The organism is Mesorhizobium sp. B4-1-1 (genome assembly GCF_006439375.1).
Classification (GTDB): Bacteria; Pseudomonadota; Alphaproteobacteria; order Rhizobiales; family Rhizobiaceae; genus Mesorhizobium.
In genome coordinates this window covers 29,972-47,667 of the sequence record NZ_VFTH01000018.1, presented here as the reverse complement: position 1 = coordinate 47,667, position 17,696 = coordinate 29,972, and the positions used below count along the sequence as shown (strand labels likewise).

The 17,696-nt window shown below is 64.8% G+C and carries 16 protein-coding genes and 1 pseudogene; 13 read left to right on the top strand and 4 right to left on the bottom strand.

All coding sequences use genetic code 11. The features are described 5' to 3' along the window. The first annotated feature begins 19 nt into the window (after positions 1-19). Positions 20-1,600, top strand: coding sequence for a F0F1 ATP synthase subunit beta (atpD, locus tag FJW10_RS22880; protein WP_140704407.1), 1,581 nt, complete (start codon positions 20-22; stop codon positions 1,598-1,600). A 109-nt stretch (positions 1,601-1,709) separates the two neighbouring features. After that, positions 1,710-2,117: a F0F1 ATP synthase subunit epsilon gene (locus FJW10_RS22875; RefSeq protein ID WP_095769727.1), complete on the top strand. Its 408-nt coding sequence runs from the start codon at positions 1,710-1,712 to the stop codon at positions 2,115-2,117. A gap of 190 nt (positions 2,118-2,307) precedes the next feature. On the opposite strand, the gene FJW10_RS22870 is transcribed toward FJW10_RS22875, so the two are convergent. After that, a complete protein-coding gene (locus tag FJW10_RS22870; protein WP_181177630.1) occupies positions 2,308-3,819 on the bottom strand; it encodes a mannitol dehydrogenase family protein in 1,512 nt (503 codons plus the stop codon). Positions 3,820-3,984: 165 nt separating this feature from the next. Here FJW10_RS22870 and uxaC point away from each other — a divergent pair, with 165 nt between their 5' ends. The 8 genes from uxaC to FJW10_RS22830 are packed head-to-tail and all read left to right on the top strand — an operon-like array spanning position 3,985 to position 11,061. Next, positions 3,985-5,388 carry a glucuronate isomerase gene (gene uxaC, locus FJW10_RS22865; RefSeq protein WP_140901737.1) on the top strand — a complete coding sequence of 468 codons (1,404 nt, stop codon included), beginning with the start codon at positions 3,985-3,987 and terminating at the stop codon, positions 5,386-5,388. Between the two features lie 36 nt (positions 5,389-5,424). After that, a complete protein-coding gene (locus FJW10_RS22860) occupies positions 5,425-6,402 on the top strand; it encodes a TRAP transporter substrate-binding protein (RefSeq protein WP_140901736.1) in 978 nt (325 codons plus the stop codon). Positions 6,403-6,407: 5 nt separating this feature from the next. Further along, positions 6,408-6,989 carry a TRAP transporter small permease gene (locus FJW10_RS22855; protein WP_140901795.1) on the top strand — a complete coding sequence of 194 codons (582 nt, stop codon included), beginning with the start codon at positions 6,408-6,410 and terminating at the stop codon, positions 6,987-6,989. Positions 6,990-6,992: 3 nt separating this feature from the next. Then, entirely contained in the window at positions 6,993-8,273 is a 1,281-nt protein-coding gene (locus FJW10_RS22850; RefSeq protein WP_140901735.1) for a TRAP transporter large permease, read from the top strand. Positions 8,274-8,284: 11 nt separating this feature from the next. Next, complete coding sequence (locus FJW10_RS22845) at positions 8,285-9,058, top strand: FadR/GntR family transcriptional regulator (protein ID WP_140832786.1); 774 nt, start codon at positions 8,285-8,287, stop codon at positions 9,056-9,058. A gap of 20 nt (positions 9,059-9,078) precedes the next feature. Continuing rightward, positions 9,079-9,930 carry a 5-dehydro-4-deoxy-D-glucuronate isomerase gene (gene kduI / locus FJW10_RS22840; RefSeq protein WP_140901734.1) on the top strand — a complete coding sequence of 284 codons (852 nt, stop codon included), beginning with the start codon at positions 9,079-9,081 and terminating at the stop codon, positions 9,928-9,930. Further along, on the top strand, positions 9,927-10,694 hold the full coding sequence (gene kduD / locus FJW10_RS22835; protein ID WP_140901733.1) for a 2-dehydro-3-deoxy-D-gluconate 5-dehydrogenase KduD: 768 nt from the start codon (positions 9,927-9,929) through the stop codon (positions 10,692-10,694). Before kduI ends, kduD begins: the two co-directional genes overlap by 4 nt. A gap of 34 nt (positions 10,695-10,728) precedes the next feature. After that, positions 10,729-11,061, top strand: a complete 333-nt coding sequence (locus tag FJW10_RS22830) for a cupin domain-containing protein (RefSeq protein WP_140901732.1) — start codon at positions 10,729-10,731, stop codon at positions 11,059-11,061. Between the two features lie 95 nt (positions 11,062-11,156). Here the strand turns inward: FJW10_RS22830 and FJW10_RS22825 are convergent, their stop codons facing one another. Continuing rightward, a complete protein-coding gene (locus FJW10_RS22825) occupies positions 11,157-12,254 on the bottom strand; it encodes a glycosyltransferase family 9 protein (RefSeq protein WP_140901731.1) in 1,098 nt (365 codons plus the stop codon). Positions 12,255-12,506: 252 nt separating this feature from the next. On the opposite strand from FJW10_RS22825, the gene FJW10_RS22820 reads away from it, so the two are divergent. Further along, positions 12,507-13,253 carry a sulfotransferase gene (locus tag FJW10_RS22820; RefSeq protein ID WP_181177629.1) on the top strand — a complete coding sequence of 249 codons (747 nt, stop codon included), beginning with the start codon at positions 12,507-12,509 and terminating at the stop codon, positions 13,251-13,253. Between the two features lie 6 nt (positions 13,254-13,259). On the opposite strand, the pseudogene FJW10_RS30860 reads toward FJW10_RS22820, so the two are convergent. Then, positions 13,260-13,361: pseudogene (locus FJW10_RS30860) on the bottom strand (LysE family translocator); the annotation flags it as partial. A gap of 239 nt (positions 13,362-13,600) precedes the next feature. Between FJW10_RS30860 and FJW10_RS30855 the strand changes: the two are divergent. Together FJW10_RS30855 and recQ are read left to right on the top strand one after the other, a co-directional pair. Next, entirely contained in the window at positions 13,601-15,247 is a 1,647-nt protein-coding gene (locus FJW10_RS30855; RefSeq protein WP_246674350.1) for a sulfotransferase, read from the top strand. Then, a complete protein-coding gene (gene recQ, locus FJW10_RS22805) occupies positions 15,247-17,091 on the top strand; it encodes a DNA helicase RecQ (protein ID WP_140901729.1) in 1,845 nt (614 codons plus the stop codon). The genes FJW10_RS30855 and recQ overlap by 1 nt, the downstream gene beginning before the upstream one ends. 114 nt (positions 17,092-17,205) lie before the next feature. Here recQ and FJW10_RS22800 read toward each other — a convergent pair whose 3' ends face one another. Next, the gene (locus tag FJW10_RS22800; protein WP_140901728.1) at positions 17,206-17,661 is read right to left on the bottom strand and encodes a MarR family transcriptional regulator; all 456 of its coding nucleotides are present in this window, start codon (positions 17,659-17,661) and stop codon (positions 17,206-17,208) included. Between the last annotated feature and the right edge of the window lie 35 nt (positions 17,662-17,696).

The window sequence follows — 17,696 nt, the reverse complement described above, 5'->3', positions numbered from 1 at the left end:
GACGAAAAGGGCAAAGACGATGGCGAAAGCAGCTACCCCGAAGACCGCCGCGAAGGCGGCAGAGGCCCCCAAAGCGGCGGCGAAGGCCGCTCCGGCCAAGAAGGCGGCCGCTCCGGCCAAGGCAGCAGCCCCCGCCAAGGCGGCAGCGACCGCCAATGCGCCGGCCTTTGCGGCCAAGCGGGTCGGCGCCGCCGGCAAGGTCCGCCAGGTCATCGGCGCCGTCGTCGACGTGCAGTTCGAAGATCACCTGCCGGCCATTCTGAACGCGCTTGAAACCGACAATGTCGGCAACCGCCTGGTGCTCGAGGTCGCCCAGCATCTCGGCGAGAACACAGTGCGCTGCATCGCCATGGACTCGACTGAAGGCCTGGTCCGCGGCCAGGACGTCTTCGACACCGGCGCGCCGATCTCGGTCCCGGTCGGCCCGGGCATGCTCGGCCGCATCATCAACGTCATCGGCGAGCCGGTCGACGAGGAAGGCCCGGTCGACGGCGTCGAACTGCGCTCCATCCATCAGCCGGCTCCGGCCTATGTCGACCAGTCGACGGAAGCGCAGATCCTGGTCACCGGCATCAAGGTCCTCGACCTCTTGGCGCCTTACGCCCGCGGCGGCAAGATCGGCCTGTTCGGCGGCGCCGGCGTCGGCAAGACCGTGCTGATCCAGGAACTGATCAACAACGTCGCCAAGGCCCACGGCGGCTTCTCGGTGTTCGCCGGCGTCGGCGAGCGCACCCGCGAAGGCAACGATCTCTATCACGAGTTCATCGAATCGGGCGTCAACAAGAAGGGCGGCGGCCAGGGCTCGAAGGCAGCACTTGTCTACGGCCAGATGAACGAACCGCCGGGCGCGCGCGCCCGCGTCGGCCTGACCGGCCTCACCGTCGCCGAATATTTCCGCGACCAGGGCCAGGATGTGCTGTTCTTCGTCGACAACATCTTCCGCTTCACCCAGGCTGGCTCGGAAGTGTCGGCGTTGCTCGGCCGTATTCCTTCCGCCGTGGGTTATCAGCCGACGCTGGCCACCGACATGGGCGCGCTGCAGGAACGCATCACGACGACGACCAAGGGCTCGATCACCTCGGTGCAGGCCATCTACGTTCCGGCCGACGACTTGACCGACCCGGCGCCGGCGACATCGTTCGCCCACCTCGACGCCACCACCGTGCTGAACCGCGCGATCTCGGAAAAGGGCATCTATCCGGCCGTCGATCCGCTGGATTCCACCTCGCGCATGCTCGACCCGATGGTCGTCGGCGAGGAGCACTACCAGGTCGCCCGCCAGGTGCAGTCTATCCTGCAGCGCTACAAGTCGCTGCAGGACATCATCGCCATCCTGGGCATGGACGAGCTTTCGGAAGAGGACAAGCAGACGGTTGCACGCGCCCGCAAGATCGAGCGCTTCCTGTCGCAGCCCTTCTTCGTCGCCGAAGTGTTCACCGGTTCGCCGGGCAAGCTGGTCGACCTCGCCGACACCATCAAGGGCTTCAAGGGCCTCTGCGCCGGCGACTACGATCACCTGCCCGAAGCCGCCTTCTACATGGTCGGCGGCATCGATGAGGCGGTCGAGAAGGCACAGCGCCTCGCGGCTGAAGCGGCATAAGAAAGCGAATAGGGAGTAGTGAGTAGCGAGTAGAGAATAGCGGTGTGATCCGGGCGGTTGCCTCCCTTCACTACTGACTACTCACTATTCCCTACCTGCTAAGTTTTACATGGCTGAAGCTTTCAAGTTCGAACTGGTCTCGCCGGAGCGGCTGCTCGTTTCCGAGCAGGTGGAGTCCGTGGTCATTCCGGGCGCCGAAGGCGAGATGACCGTGATGGCGCAGCATGCGCCGGTCATGACCACGATCAAGCCTGGCGTCGTCACGATAAAGACCGCGGGCGGCAAGGAAGAGCGCTTCGTCGTGTTCGGCGGTTTCGCCGACATCCTGCCTTCCGGCTGCACGCTGCTTGCCGAATCGGCGACGCATGTGAACGACATCGATCGCGCCGATCTGGCTCGCCGCATCCAGGAGGCCAAGGAAGACGCCGCCGACGCCAAGGACGACGAGAGCCGCAGCAAGGCCGAGCAGTTCCTCAGCCAGCTCACCACGCTGGAAGGCGCGCTGCTGCCGGCCTGAATTCGGCTGCCGATAGGCGTTTGAGAAAGCGGGGCTTGCCCCGCTTTTTGTTTGCCCGTTTTTTCGTTTGCGAAACAGTCCCGAATGCGACCGGAGTCGACTATGCCCGCGCTGCCGGTGATGAACGGTTAAGCCGGCAAACAAGTGAAACCGTCCCGGTTCACCGTCCAGCCAATACCGGGCACAAACGCTATCCGGCCGTTCCATTCGAGTTGCCGATGCCGAGCGCGGCGAGAGCCAGCTTCGGACCGCCCTGCTTGAAATGGACCAGATGCGTGGCGACAAATTCGATCAATTTCTGCCGTTCCGAGTGACCCTTGGCAAAGCCGGCGAGATCGAACACCGCCGCCGTCATCTCCGCCGTCGGCGGATTGCGGCCGAACAGGTCGCCGAGGGCGGCATCGAGCGGATCGGTGAAATGGCTTTCCGGCAATGTCTTGCCGCGCGCGGCGCAGGCGGCGATCCAGGCGGCGACAACCAGCGACAAATGTTCCGGCAGCAGACCCGCTTCCAGCCGGGCGAGGGCGGAGGCGACGATGCGTTGCGGCAGCTTCTGGCTGCCGTCATTGGCGATCTGCGCGGTGCGGTGAGCAAGCGCGGTGTTGGAAAAGCGCGCGGCAAGCTCGGCCGTGTAGGCGCTTGTGTCGAGCCCGGCATCCTGCGGAAGCGTTGGGATGGCCTCCCGCCATAGCGCATCGACGAATTGCCGGATCGACGGATCGGCAAAGGCGCGATCGACGGTGGCGTGGCCGCTGAGCAGGCCGAGATAGGCGATGCCCGAATGCGCGCCGTTGAGCAGCCGCAGCTTCATGTCCTCGAACGGGCCGACATCCTCGACCATGGTGACGCCGAACTTCTCCCAGGCCGGCCGCCCGGCCGGAAAGTTGTCCTCGATCACCCATTGGCGGAACGGCTCGGTCATCACCGGCCACGCGTCATCGAGGCCGAGTTCGCCGGCGATGCGGGCGCGATCGGTATCCGTCGTCGCCGGCACGATGCGATCGACCATAGAAGACGGGAAGGCCACTTCGTCGGCCACATGGCCCGCTAACGGCTGGTCGCCCGAGCCTGTTTGGGCGTCGCGCAATTTGGCGAACTCGATCAACAGCCGGTGCAGCGTGGCACCGTTGGCCGGCAGGTTGTCGCAGCAGAGCACGGTGAAGGGGGGTATGCCGGCGGCGCGCCTGCGCGCGAGCGACTCGGCGAGAAAACCATGCGCCGTCTTCGGCGATCCGGGGTTCGCCAGATCGTGGACGATGTCGGGGTGGGCTTCATCCAGGCTGCCGTCGGCTGCCCTGAGATAGGCCTTTTCGGTGATGGTAAGCGTGACGATGCGGGTGCGTGGGTCGGTGAGCGCGGCGAGCACCGCGCCAGGATCCTCCGGAGCGACGAGCAAGGACTGGATCGAGCCGATGACCTGCAGCCGTTCGCCGGCGCTGTCCCTGATTGCCAGCGTGTAGAGCCCGTCCTGCGGCTTGAGCGCATCGCGTGTGTCGGGACTGCGCAGCGAGACCCCGACGATGCCCCAATCGCTCTCGCCGTCCGCCAGGCAGGCATCGACATAGGCGGCCTGGTGGGCACGGTGAAAGGCGCCGACGCCAAGATGGACGATGCCGGGCGCGACGGACTTGCGGTCGTAGCGAGGCACCAGAACTTCGGCCGGCAGCTCCGCTAAGGTAGCGTTGGACAGGCGGCCGCTCATGGAAGCCAGTCTCCGATCGGAAAACGACGGCAGCGACGTAACACCCGCTGTCACCATACACAATGGCCGCGTTCCTGCCGAAAGTCATCATACAACTGTATAATATTTGTATGTTGACATTATCTCTCGCTGATCTACCAATAGCGAAGCCCTGGGAGGAGCCGCGTGGCCGCATTGACCGATCCGGACCTGCTGTTCGCGCCGGAAACGCGATCATTGGCGCGCGACCTTTACGCGGGTGTGAAGGACCTGCCGATCGTCAGTCCGCACGGCCACACCGACCCGCGCTGGTACGCGCTCAACGAACCGTTTCCCGATCCGGCGCAGCTCTTGATCGTGCCGGACCACTACATTTTCCGCATGCTGTTCAGCCAAGGCGTGCAGCTGGAGGAGCTCGGCGTGCCGGCGCACGACGGTTCGCCGGTCGAGACCGACGGCCGGGCGATCTGGCGGCGCTTCGCCGAGCATTATTATCTCTTCCGCGGCACGCCGACACGGCTCTGGCTCGACCATGTGTTCGAACATCTGTTCGGCATCGAGGAGCCGCTCACCGCGACCAGCGCCGACCGCATCTACGATACGATAGCCACGCTGCTGCAACGCGACGACTATCGGCCGCGCGCGCTGTTCGAGCGCTTCAACATCGAGGTGATCGCGACGACCGAAGGCGCGCTCGACGATCTCAAATGGCACCGGACGATCCGCGACAGCGGCTGGAACGGCCGTGTCGTCACCGCCTACCGGCCGGACGCCGTGGTCGATCCCGATTTCGAAGGGTTTGCTTCCAATCTCGATCGCCTCGGCGAGATCACCGGATGCAACACCGGAAGGTGGTCCGGCTATCTCGATGCGCATCGAAAGCGCCGCGCCTATTTCAAGGAATTCGGCGCGACCTCATCCGATCACGGCCATCCGACGGCCGAGACCGCCAATCTTTCCGACGCGGCGGCCGAAGATCTGTTCAACCGCATCCGGAGCGGCTCCGAGGATGAGCGCGAGCGAAAACTGTTCCGAGCCCAGATGCTGACCGAGATGGCCAAGATGAGCCGCGACGACGCCCTGGTGATGCAGATCCATCCTGGATCATGGCGCAATCATTCGCCTTCTGTCTTCCAGAGGTTCGGCCGCGACAAGGGCTTCGATATCCCGACCCGGACCGACTATGTGACGGCGCTGAAGCCGCTGCTCGACTGCGTCGGGCTGGAGCGCGACCTCACAATCATCCTGTTCACGCTCGACGAGACGAGCTATGCGCGCGAGCTTGCGCCGCTCGCCGGCGTCTATCCGGCGCTCAAGCTCGGGCCGGCCTGGTGGTTCCACGACAGCCCGGAAGGCATGCGCCGCTTCCGCGAGATGACCACCGAGACGGCCGGCTTCTACAACACTGTCGGCTTCAACGACGACACGCGCGCCTTTCCGTCGATCCCGGCGCGCCACGACGTCGCGCGGCGTGTCGACTGCGCCTTTCTGGCGCGGCTGGTCGCAGAGCATCGCCTCCGGGAGGAGGAGGCGCATGAGCTGGCGCGGGAGCTTGCCTACTCGCTCGCCAAGAAGGCGTACCGGCTCTGAGCCAGGGCATCCGTGATTTTTGAAGGGAGGAAGAACATGTTGCGTATTTCGAGATTGCTGGCGGCGACGTTCGCCATCGGGTCCTTGATGATCGGCGCCGCGCGGGCCGAAACCGTCCTGCGCTCTTCGGACACCCATCCGGACGGCTATCCGACAGTCGAGGCGGTCAAATATATGGGCGAGCTGATCAAGCAGCGCACCAACGGGCGCTATTCGATCGAGGTCTATCATTCGGCGCAGCTCGGCGAGGAAAAGGACACGATCGAGCAGACCCAGGCCGGCGTCATCGACCTCGATCGCGTCTCCATGGGGCCGTTCAACGGCATCGTGCCGGAAACCGCCGTGCCGTCGTTGCCCTACATCTTCCGCTCGGTCGAGCATATGCGCCACGTCATGGACGGGCCGATCGGCGACGAGATCCTGAAGGCCTTCGAAGCGCATGACCTTGTCGGACTCGCCTTCTACGATTCCGGCGCGCGCTCCTTCTACAACACCAAGAAGGACATCGCCTCGATGGCAGACATGAAGGGCATGAAGTTCCGCGTCATCCAGTCGGACGTCTTTGTCGACATGGTGAACGCGCTTGGCGCCAACGCCACGCCGATGGCCTATGGCGAGGTCTATTCGGCGCTGCAGACCGGCGTCATCGACGGCGCCGAGAACAACTGGCCGAGCTTCGAATCCGCCAAGCACTACGAGGTCGCCAAGCACTACACGCTGGATCAGCACCAGATCGTGCCGGAGGTGCTGGTGATGTCGAAGGCAAGCTGGGACAAGCTCGCGCCGGAAGACCAGGCGATCGTGCGCCAGGCGGCCAAGGACAGCGTCGTCAAGATGCGCGAGCTGTGGGACGCGCAGGAGAAGAAGTCGCGCGACATCGTCGAGAAGGCCGGCGTCAAGGTCAGCGAGATCGACAAGCAGCCGCTGATCGACGCGATGAAGCCGGTCTACGACAAATATCTGTCGACGCCCGAGCTCAAGGACCTCGCCGCCCGTATCCAGGCGACGAAATGACCGGGATGGGCAACGGGCCCGGTGGCACGGAGGTTTCCGCGCTGCCATCCAGCCAGTCGGGTCCGAAAGGGTTCTGGCTGCGGGTGGAACGGACCCTTTCCGGGCTTGCGCGGTTGGCGTTATGGGTCAGCGGCACCGGGTTGACGCTGATGACCGTCATCATCTTTTGGCAGGTTTTCTCGCGCTACGTGCTGAACCGCTCGCCGAGCTGGACCGAATCCTCATCCGTGCTGCTGATGGGCTGGTTCATCTTTCTCGGCGCCGCCGTCGGCGTGCGCGAGCGTACGCATCTCGGCTTCGACGTGCTGCTCTATGTCTTGCCTGCCTCGGCCAAGGCGGTGCTGCGCAGTATTTCCGATCTCGTCGTGCTGGCCTTCGGCGCGGGCATGATCGTCTATGGCGTGCAGTTGGCCAGGTTGACCTGGAACACGGTGATGCCATCGCTCGCCTTGCCCGGCGGCGTCAGCTTCCTGCCGGTCATCCTGGGTGGCGGGCTGGTCTGCCTGTTTTCACTCGAGCGGCTGGCAGGGCGCTTTGCCGGGCTGCCGGTCGATGCCGACATCTACGCAGCCGGCGAGGAACTTTGAACCATGGCGCTGATCGTGCTTTTCGGCACTTTCGTCTTCCTGCTGGTTATCGGCACGCCGATCGCGTTCTGCCTCGGCGTCGCCAGCTTCGCGACGATCCTCACGATCGGCCTGCCACCCGTCGTGGTGTTCCAGCGGCTCAATTCCGGCGTCAGCGTCTTTTCGCTGATGGCCATCCCGTTCTTCATCTTCGCCGGCGACCTTATGGTTCGCGGCGGCATCGCCGCCCGCCTGGTGGCATTGGCCGGGTCCCTGGTCGGCCACCTGCGCGGCGGTCTGGGCCAAGTCAACATTGCCGCGTCGACCATGTTCGGCGGTATTTCCGGTTCGGCGGTGGCCGATGCTTCAGCCGTCGGCGGGCTGATGATCCCGCAGATGAAGGCGCGCGGCTACGGCGTCGACTATGCAGTCAACATCACCTCAGTCGGCGCCATCATTGCGCTGCTGATCCCGCCGTCGCACAACATGATCATCTATTCGATCTCGGCCGGCGGCCGCATCTCGATCGCGGATCTGTTCACCGCTGGCGTTCTGCCGGGGCTGTTGCTGGCCTTGTCACTGATGGTCACCGCCTATCTGGTGGCAAGCCGGCGCGGCTATCCGACGGAACCGTTTGCCGGTTTCGGCCGGGCCTTGCAGTTGCTTGTCGCCGCCATTCCCGGGCTGATCCTGATCGGCATCATCTTTGGCGGCGTCCGCTCCGGTATCTTCACCGCCACCGAAAGCTCGTGCATCGCCATCGTCTATGCTTTCCTGGTGACGTTGATCATCTACCGGTCGATGAGCTGGAACGATTTCGTCACCGCGACCACCGCGGCGGTGCGCACGACAGCGATGGTGCTGATGATTATCGGCTGCGCCGCGGCCTTCGGCTGGCTGCTGGCCTATCTCCGGGTTCCGGCAGCGCTTGTCGCGTTCTTGCAGTCCGTGTCCGACAACAAGCTAATCATACTGTTCCTGATCAATGTCGTCCTGCTCATCCTCGGCACATTCATGGATATGTCGCCGCTCATCATCATCACGACGCCGATCTTCCTGCCGGTGGTCATGGCCTATGGCGTCGATCCCGTGCATTTCGGCGTCATCCTGATCCTCAATCTCGGCATCGGCCTTTGCACGCCGCCGGTCGGCGCGGTGCTGTTCGTCAGTTGCGCCATCGGTCGCATTCCTGTCTGGACGGCAATGCGCTCGATCTGGCCGTTCTATGGAGCGGCCTTCGCGGTGCTGATGCTTGTCACCTACATACCGGAAATCTCATTGTGGCTGCCGAGCCTGTTCCATTAGGAGGGCACCACGTGTCCCAAACAGTTGCCGACCTCAGGGTCGAACGCAAGCCGAAGCTGTCGGAGACAGTGGTCGCGGCGATCCGCAAGCAGCTCCTGGCAGGCGAGGTTCCGCCCGGACAGAAGCTGCCAACCGAAGGCCAGCTGACGGAGACTTTCGGCGTCAGCCGCACGGTCATCCGCGAGGCGCTGGCCAAGCTTGCCGCCGATGGCATGGTCGAAGCGCGGCAAGGCGCCGGCGTCTTCGTCAGCGAGCACATCTCGACGACCTTCGGCGTTTTGGCCGCCGACATGGGAGCCAAGGATTCGGTCGCGCTCAACGTGCTCGAGGTCCGCCTCGCGATCGAGATCGAATCGGCGGGCCTGGCCGCCATCCGCCGCAACGCCGCCCAGGAGGCCGCGATCCAGGAGGCCTTCTTCGAGTTCGAGCGGCTGCTGCTCGCCAGCCAGCCGACCGGCCCGGCCGACCTCGCCTTCCACCGCACGATCGCCAGCGCCACCAACAACCCGTTCTATGTCGAGATGCTCGAGGTGCTGGGACGCCGCGCCATTCCCTGCGACGTGACCTCGCCCTGGTCGACAGAGCTCGTCCAGTCGGACGAGTACCAGCGCGGCCTGCAGCGCGAGCACCTCGTCATCCTCAATGCGATCTCGGCGGGCGATGCCGAGGCCGCGCGCGAGGCGATGCGCACGCATCTGACCCGCAGCCAGCAGCGCTACCGCGAGCGGCTGCAGGCCAGACAGGCCTATTATGCCAATTCGCTGAAAGCGGCATCGACCGAGTGACCGTCGGACAAGGCCTAGAAATGGACCAGACACACACCGAATTTTCCTCGCGCTTCGCCATCGATCCTATCGCCGCCGCGGCCATGGGGACCGACGAGCTGCGCCACCACTTCCACGTCGAGGGGCTTTTCCAGCCGGGCCTTGTCAGCCTGACCTACACACATTACGACCGCATGATCGTCGGCGGCGCCGTGCCGGTCGACAAAATCCTGCCGCTCGAGGCGATCAAGCCGACCGGAACCAAGGCTTTCCTCGACCGCCGCGAACTGATCGCCGTCAACATCGGCGGCGCCGGCACCGTCATGGCCGACGGCCTGCCTTACGAATTGGCGGCGCGCGACATGGTCTATCTCGGCATGGGCACTGAGCAGGTGTCGTTCGCCTCGGCGGAGCCCGACAAGCCGGCAAAATTTTACCTGCTGAGCGCGCCGGCGCACCGGACCTATCCCAGCCGGTTGATCCGCGTCGGCGACGCCAGGCGGCTCGACCTCGGCAGCCAGGCGACCAGCAACGAACGCTCGATCTTCCAGTTCATCCACGCCGACGGCGTCAAGACCTGCCAGCTCGTCGTCGGCATGACGCAACTGGCGCCCGGATCGGTGTGGAACACCATGCCTTGCCATGTGCATGACCGGCGCATGGAAGCCTATCTCTATTTCGATCTGCCGGAAGGGCAGCGCGTCTTCCATTTCATGGGCGAACCGGACGAGACGCGCCACATCGTCATGCGCAGCGAGGAGGCGGTGCTGTCGCCGGGCTGGTCGATCCATTCGGGCGCCGGCACATCCAACTACGCCTTCATCTGGGCGATGGCCGGCGACAACGTCGACTATACCGACGTCGACCAGGTGGCGATGGATCAATTGCGGTGAGCGATCTTTCCGCCTTCAGCCTCACGGGCAAGCGCATCCTGGTCACCGGCGCCAACACCGGCATCGGGCAAGGCATCGCCGTGTCGGTCGCGCGCGCCGGCGGCATGGTCGTCGGCGCAGGCCGCTCGGCGATGGACGAGACGGTCGGGAAGGTCGCGGCGGCGGGGGGCAGCTTCGAAGCGGTGAAAGTCGACCTCGGCGATCCCGCCGAGGCAGCCGCGATGCTCGACCGGGTCTGGGACGAGAGCGGCCCGCTCGACGGCCTCGTCAACAATGCCGGCATCATCCGGCGCGCCGATGCGGTCGACCTCAGCGAAGTCGACTGGGACGAGGTGATGGACGTCAATTTGAAGACGGTCTTCCGCCTCTGCCAGGGTTTCGCGAGGCGCGTGCTTGCGGATACGGGACGGCGCGGCAAGATCGTCAACATAGGCTCGGTGCTGAGCTTCCAGGGCGGCGTCCGCGTTGCCTCCTACACGGCCTCGAAGCATGGCGTGCTCGGCCTCACAAAGCTGCTCGCCTGCGAATGGGCGGCGAAAGGCATCAACGTCAACGGTATCGCGCCGGGCTATGTCGAGACCAACAACACCGAAGCCTTGCGCGCCGATCCCGACCGCAGCGCCGCCATCCTCGGGCGCATCCCGGCCGGACGGTGGGGCCAGCCCGAGGACATAGGCGATGCAGCCGTGTTCCTGCTGGCGCGGGCGTCGGACTATATGCATGGCGCGGTCATGCCGGTCGACGGCGGCTGGCTGGCGCGGTGACTGTCTCCTGCCCCTTTCGAACGGACGTTGAGCGATGACCGATATCTTTTCCCATGTGGGCGAAAAAGCCTGGGAGCCGACGCTGGACGGCAACCGACGGCGGGTGCTGGTGCACACCGATGAATTGATGATGGTCGAGTTCGCCTTCGACAAGGGCGGCATCGGCGCACTGCATTCGCATCCGCATGTGCAGGCAAGCTATGTCGCCGAGGGCCGCTTCGAGGTCACCATCGACGGCCGGTCGGAGATCCTCGAAACAGGGAGCAGTTTCATCGTTCCGTCCGATCTCGTGCATGGCGTCAAGGCGCTGGAGGCCGGGCGGCTGGTCGACAGCTTCGCGCCCTGCCGGGCCGATTTCCTGAACTAGATCGTGATGGCGTTTCGAATCGCCGTCACGATGTAACTCTTTGTTGGAGCATGATCTTTCTCCGAAAACCGGTTCCCACTTTTCGGGATCATGCTCTAAAGCGTGTCAGCATTCACGGAAACGCCGGACTGCACCGGAGCGGTTTCACGCCTTTCCGTGACTGGTGCCGCCGCCACGTGGTCGCGGCAGCCTGCCGCGAGCAGGCGATGCGCGGCATCGAGTATGGCCTCGACCGGCGTGTCGGCGACATTGGCCGAACGGCCTCGCCTGGGCGCCGTGACCACCTCGACGGTATTCGAAAGCGGCCGCCAGCGCTCCATATTGGCGCCGTTGTTGACGATCACCGCCGGCGTCATGACGGTGGCCATGAGATGCGCCAGCCCGCCCTCCATGCCGATATAGGCGACCGCCATCTCGCCCAGCGCCAGCAGGAGATCGTCGAAGCCTGCGACGTCCGGCGCGAGTTCCGGGCCGGCCACCTGGAGGCGGCTTTCCCTTGCGACCAGAGCCTGCGGGGTCGGTCCGCTGCCGGGGGTCGCCAGATACAGCACCCGGTAGCCGGCACCGATGAGATTGCCGGCGACAGCCACCACTTGATCTTCGCTCATGCACTTCCTGCCCTGGGCATTGCCGCCAAGCAGGACGAGCGGACGGCCGCAACCGTCCCGCAACTGGCGCGCCCGCGCGCGGGCGGCGTCTGGAACATCGAGCCTGTGATCGAAAGGCAGGTGCCGGCCCGCCAGGCGCTCTATGAGCCGGTGGTAGCGCCAGGCATTGTGTTCCGGCCGCAGCGTCAATCGCGTGTCCCAGCGCAGCGACAGAAGGTGGCCAGCAAAATTCGCTTCATAGCGGATGCCCCGGCCCGCGAGTTGCAGAGCCGTGAGCATCAGGCCCGGCACGCCGGTCCGCAGATCGACGACGATGGCCTTGCGGCCGCGCGGCGCGAATTCGGCGAGGATGGCGGAAAGCGGCGTCTTCGTCCTGAAGTCATCGACGAGATGCGCGACATGCTTGCGCAACACCTGCGAGAGCGATGAACCGCGCATGGCGCCGTAGACGATATGGCTTTGGGGAAAGGCCGTTCTTGCCGCACGCAGGGCCGGAATCCGCAGCAGGCCGTCGCCAAGCGCGTCGTTGCGGGCATAAAAGATCAGCACGGGCGCGGACGAATCCATCGTGACGGCGAATTCCATTGATGTGTGATGCCGCAGAAGCTGGATCGCAAGAATTCTTGCAAGAAAAATCAGCACCCCCGGCTGAAATCCTGCAAGAGGATGCCTGGTTTCTTGTATAAGGAAAGCCTTGACTTGTCATCCCGCCGGCGGGGACCGGGTTGGCGATGTCAGTCTCGACATGGCCCGGGGGGTTCCGGCTTCGAACAAGGCTATTTCGGCCAATAAACCGAGGGCGGCTGGGGCAAGTCGTTCCACGCGATGGGGGTGGATATGCCAAAACTCGGGGCGGCCTTCGGTTTTCTGATGGCCCGGTCAAGCAGGGAGCTTGATCGCCTGGTGACGGCCGTCAAAATTCGCTGGCGGTCGAGGCCGAATGCGCGAGCCGCGCGGGCCAACAAGATATTCATAGCCGGGTGCGCGCGCAGCGGAACGACCCTGACGCAACGCGTCATGAAAAGCTTCGAGGATACTTTCGTCTGGCCGCCCGAGGCGCGGCACACGAAGTTCTATCTGCTGGACCGCCGGGAAAACAATCTGGTCGTCAAGCGCGATTCCCGGGCCTTCGTCCACCTTGCAAAATTGGCCGCCGACATCGGTCTTGTCTATTGCGTTCGACATCCGTTGGATGTGCTCACCAGCGTGCATCCGCAGACCATGGGGGAACGTCGATTTCACACCACGGCGGACCGCTGGGTGCTGGAATACGATGCGCTGCTGAGCCTGAGAAAGGCGCAGCCGGCGCGCGATATTCTCTACGTGCGCTACGAAGACACGATCGCCGACCCGGACGCCGTGCAACAACGGATCGCAGATCGGTTCGGGCTCCGCCCGAGAGTGCCGGTGACCGCGGACGGGCAGGGCCCTATCCACGCACGCTCGCTGCGCAAGTGGGAGCGCAACGAAGACTATCGCGCCTATCTTCAAGGCCAGCTGTCACAGGCCGTCCTTGGACCCATGCAGGCCTTCTGTCGCGAATTCGGCTACGACATGCCTGCCTGGACCGGCTCTACCGGGTGAAGCATTTCAGCGCTGCTGCAGCGCCAGGCGTATGCCGAGCGCGCAATAGATGCCGCCGACCGCTTTGCCCTGCCATTTCAGCACTGCCGGATTGCGGCGCAGGCCCAGGCATTGGCTTCCGTTTCAACGCTCGCCGTTGTATCGAAACGACAAGACCGAACGATGCCGGACGGCCATCGCCAAGGCGCCTGCCGCGCGCGGCGGCGGCAGGATCAATCCTTGAAGGGGGCTGGCTTGGAAGAGCAAGCGACACGTGACACCCAGCGAAACCGGGCTGGAACGTGCAGGCTCCACAACAGGCTGGCTGGTCGTCGGAACGGAACCGGCGACCGGAAGCAGCCCGCCGCATGATCGCGCAACCCGTTCTCACCGCAAGGCGGCATGGGCTCATCGTGACGCCGGACATGTTGCCCGGCGGCGATGGCATCAACATCAACGGACCGTCGCTGATTGGCATGCCCGACTGGGCGCCCGGGCGGCTCGGCGCCTATTATCTCTATTTCGCCGACCACAATGGCTCCTATATCCGCCTCGCTCACGCGGATTCGATCGAGGGTCCGTGGCGCATCCATCCCGGCGGGGTGCTGTCGCTCGATCAATGCCCCTTCATCGAAGGCCACATCGCGTCTCCCGACGTTCACGTCGATCGGCGCCAGCGTCGCTTCATCATGTATTTTCATGGACCGGCAAAAGACAGGGAAGGCCAGATGACCTTTGCCGCGACATCCGGTGACGGCCTTCATTTCGATCCGCTTTCCGAGCCGATCGGGCCTTCCTATGCCCGGTTCTTCCACCACGGCCAATGGTGGTACGGTCTTCTAGGGACAGGGGCCGTCACCGTCTTCCGCTCCAGGACCGGCATCTCCGATTTCGAACGGGGCCCGGCCGTTCTTCACGGCATGAAGCGTCTCCCCGTCCCACGGCATCTGGCGCTGCAGAAATCCGGTCGCTGGCTGCGGGTCTATTACACGCGCAGGGGCGACGCGCCGGAACGGATCCTTCACGGCACGATCGATCTCGTCGAGGACTGGCGAAACTGGACGGTGCGGGGCGAGACCGAACTGCTGCGGCCGCGGACGGATTTCGAAGGGGCGGGCTTGCCGGTCCGTCGCAGCCGGGAAGGCCCGGCCAAGGGCAAGGAGAACGCGTTGCGCGATCCCGCCATTTTCGAGGAGGACGGGCGAAGCTGGCTGCTCTACGCCGTCGCCGGAGAGAGCGGCATCGCCTTGGCCGAGATCATTTCGAGGGACGTCCCTGCCAAAGCAGTCCGGACGCCGGCGACCACTCTGCGGCGTGGCGCAAGACGACTGTTCTGGCGCTTGCGCAAGGCCGCGCCCTGGCTGCCCTCGGCAATGACGTCTCGCAAAAGAATCTTCATTGCCGGCTGCGCCCGCAGCGGAACCACGCTCGGCCGTCGCTTGATGGGGTGCTTCGACGATATCTATGTCCATGCGGACGAAGCGCCTTACCGGACGCTGCTCGAACTGGATCGCCCCGAATTCAATCTGGTCGTCAAACGCACCTATGAGAGCCATAAGGACATCGAGCATCTACCGGACTCGGTCGGGTTGATCTATTGCGTGCGGCATCCTTTCGACGTGCTCACCAGCTCTCATCCGGAGACTGTGAACGAGCGGCGCTTTCATGTAACGACCGAGCGCTGGGAGGCGGAGTATGACGGATTGATGCGCCTTAGAAAGGCTCAGCCCGAAAGAGCCGTTTTCCATCTGCGCTATGAGGACTTGGTTGCTGAACCCGATATCGTCCAGGGCAGGATCGCTCGGTCGTTCGGTCTTTCACCGGTCACCCTGTACAGCCGGGATGCGGACAATCCGATACGGGCGACGTCGCTGAAAAAATGGGAGCGCAATGAAGAATTCCGGACCTATCTGCATGGCCTGCCGGCGGCGTTCCTCGCCCGCGTGGAAAGCTTCTGCCGCGAATTCGGCTATGACGTGCCGGCCGACGCCTTGAACGCGGGAACGGCGCGGTGATGCCGGTACAGGCAGCGGGCCTGCGGGCCGAGGACCATAAGCGGCGCGTCCTGAAGGATGTGTTCGGCTTCGACGATTTTCGCCCCGGGCAGGCGAGCGTGATCGAGGCGTTGCTGGCCGGGCGCCATGTGCTGGCGGTCATGCCGACGGGCGCCGGCAAGTCGCTCTGCTATCAGGTTCCGGCGCTGGTCAAGGGCGGGCTCACCATCGTGGTGTCGCCGCTGGTGGCGCTGATGCAGGACCAGGTCGCCGCCTTGCGCCTCGCCGGCGTGGCCGCCGACACGATCAATTCCTCGCTCGACCGTGACGCCAATGTCGCTGCCTGGCGCCGCGTGGCGTCCGGGCAGACGCGGCTGCTCTACATGGCGCCGGAGCGGCTGATGACGGAGCGGATGCTCGAAGCCCTGTCCCGGCTCGATGTCGGTTTGATCGCCATCGACGAGGCGCATTGCATTTCGCAGTGGGGACCGGCCTTCCGGCGCGAATATGAGGATCTGTCGAAGTTGCGCGGCGTGTTTCCGCAGGTGCCCATCATCGCGCTCACGGCGACGGCGGACGAGGCTACCCGAGCCGATATCGAAGCGCGGCTGTTTGCCGGGCGCGCCGAGACCCTGGTGCTGGGCTTCGACCGGCCCAACATCAAGCTGGCGATAGAGCCCAAGCAGGACAGCAAGCGCCAGCTGCTCCGCTTCATCGAGCGCCACCAGGGCAAGAGCGGCATCATCTATTGCCTATCGCGCCGCAAGACGGAGGAAATGGCGGCCTTCCTGGACAAGAACGGCGTGCGCGCGCTCGCCTACCATGCCGGCATGAGCAAGGACGCGCGGGAAGCGAACCAGAACACCTTCATGAGCCTGTCGGGCGTCGTCATGGTGGCGACCATCGCTTTCGGCATGGGCATCGACAAGCCCGATGTCGCCTATGTCTTCCACACCGACCTGCCCGGCAGCCTGGAGGCGTATTACCAGGAGATCGGCCGTGCCGGACGCGACGGCCGGCCGGCGGAAGCCCACATGCTCTACGGTGCCGGCGACATCCGCACGCGGCGGATGTTCATCGACGACGAGGATACCTCGCCCGAGCACAAAAGACGGGCGCATCGCCGGCTCGACACGCTGATCGGCTATTGCGAGACGGCGCGGTGCCGGCGCCAGGTGCTGCTCGGCTATTTCGGTGAGGAGGCGCAAGCCTGCGGCAATTGCGACAACTGTCTCGACCAGGCGCCGCGCGCCGATGGCGGCGCCGAGGCGCGGATCATCGTCGCGGCGGTCGCGCAGAGCGGCGAGCGCTTCGGCGCCGCCCATGTCATCGACATCCTGCTCGGCCATGAGACCGAAAAGGTGCTGGCCAGAGGCCATCAGCAGCTCGCCAGCTTCAAGACCGGCATCATGCACCGGAAGCCGGTCTGGCTGTCGCTCATCCGGCAACTCGTCGCCGGCGGCTTCCTGGTGCCGGATCCCGATGGCCATGGCGGTCTCGCCATCTCCGAAAGCGGCCGCTCGCTCGGCCGTGGCGAGGTTGCGTTCGAATATCGTGTCGAGGGCCGGGACCGTCTTGCGCGTGGCAGGAAGCGTGCCGCGCAGGGTTCCGCCACGGGCGGCGAGGGCGTGGACACTTCCTTGCTGGCCGCGCTCAAGACGTTGCGGCTGCGGCTCGCCAAGGAACGCCAGGTGCCGGCCTATGTGGTGTTCTCCGACCGCACCCTGATCGACATGGCCGAGCGCCGCCCGCACGACCTCGACGACTTCGCCGAGGTGAATGGCGTGGGCGCCGCCAAGCTCAAGGAGTTCGGGGAGATCTTCGTGAGCGCGATCGCGGCGCATGAGGCGAGCGGGTCGATCTAAGGACCTCACCCCGCTGGGGCATGCGGATCGCTCGGCGGGCGATCGATAGCTGTGGCCTGCGAGCTGCCGTTCCGACGTCTCTGGCGAACAGCTCCGGCGCCCGCGGGCCGCCGCTCAGCCCTCGCCGAGCTTGTTGGCGAGCTCCGTCTGGATCCGGCGCAACACGGCGGAGGCGGTCTCGAGCTCTTCATCGCCGATCAGCGAGACCAACTCGTGCCGGAGCTGGGCAAGCACCGCGTTGATGGTTTTCATCCGCGCCTCGCCTTCCTTCGTCAGCGACACGATCTTGGCCCGGCGGTCGCTTGGATCCTCCCGTCTCGCGACAAGGCCTTCCGCCACCAGAAGGTCGATAAGACGGACCAGCGAAGGACCTTCGAGACCGGCCTGTTCGGCAACGGCGCCCTGGCGAGCTTCGCCGCCCAATTGCCACAGCGCCAGAAGGGGCATGGCCATGGCGTGGGACAGGCCGCAGCGATCCAGCCGCTCGTTGGCGGTGCGGCGCCAGAGGCGCGCCACGTTGGTTATGATCTGGCCGATCGTTTCGCGGCTTCTGGACCGTTCATTTTCCATTGCTAATCGTTCGCATACAATCTATTAGGATGCAA

Excerpts from the sequence above, each read along its gene's own strand:
- atpD (WP_140704407.1), top strand. The coding sequence starts at position 20 with ATGGCGAAAGCAGCTACCCCGAAGACCGCCGCGAAGGCGGCAGAGGCC.
- kduI (WP_140901734.1), top strand. The coding sequence starts at position 9,079 with ATGGACCAGACACACACCGAATTTTCCTCGCGCTTCGCCATCGATCCT.
- recQ (WP_140901729.1), top strand. The coding sequence starts at position 15,247 with ATGCCGGTACAGGCAGCGGGCCTGCGGGCCGAGGACCATAAGCGGCGC.
- FJW10_RS22850 (WP_140901735.1), top strand. The coding sequence starts at position 6,993 with ATGGCGCTGATCGTGCTTTTCGGCACTTTCGTCTTCCTGCTGGTTATC.
- FJW10_RS22855 (WP_140901795.1), top strand. The coding sequence starts at position 6,408 with ATGGGCAACGGGCCCGGTGGCACGGAGGTTTCCGCGCTGCCATCCAGC.
- FJW10_RS22860 (WP_140901736.1), top strand. The coding sequence starts at position 5,425 with ATGTTGCGTATTTCGAGATTGCTGGCGGCGACGTTCGCCATCGGGTCC.
- FJW10_RS22820 (WP_181177629.1), top strand. The coding sequence starts at position 12,507 with ATGCCAAAACTCGGGGCGGCCTTCGGTTTTCTGATGGCCCGGTCAAGC.
- FJW10_RS30855 (WP_246674350.1), top strand. The coding sequence starts at position 13,601 with ATGATCGCGCAACCCGTTCTCACCGCAAGGCGGCATGGGCTCATCGTG.
- FJW10_RS22875 (WP_095769727.1), top strand. The coding sequence starts at position 1,710 with ATGGCTGAAGCTTTCAAGTTCGAACTGGTCTCGCCGGAGCGGCTGCTC.
- FJW10_RS22870 (WP_181177630.1), bottom strand. The coding sequence starts at position 3,819 with ATGAGCGGCCGCCTGTCCAACGCTACCTTAGCGGAGCTGCCGGCCGAA.
- FJW10_RS22830 (WP_140901732.1), top strand. The coding sequence starts at position 10,729 with ATGACCGATATCTTTTCCCATGTGGGCGAAAAAGCCTGGGAGCCGACG.
- FJW10_RS22825 (WP_140901731.1), bottom strand. The coding sequence starts at position 12,254 with ATGGAATTCGCCGTCACGATGGATTCGTCCGCGCCCGTGCTGATCTTT.
- FJW10_RS22800 (WP_140901728.1), bottom strand. The coding sequence starts at position 17,661 with ATGGAAAATGAACGGTCCAGAAGCCGCGAAACGATCGGCCAGATCATA.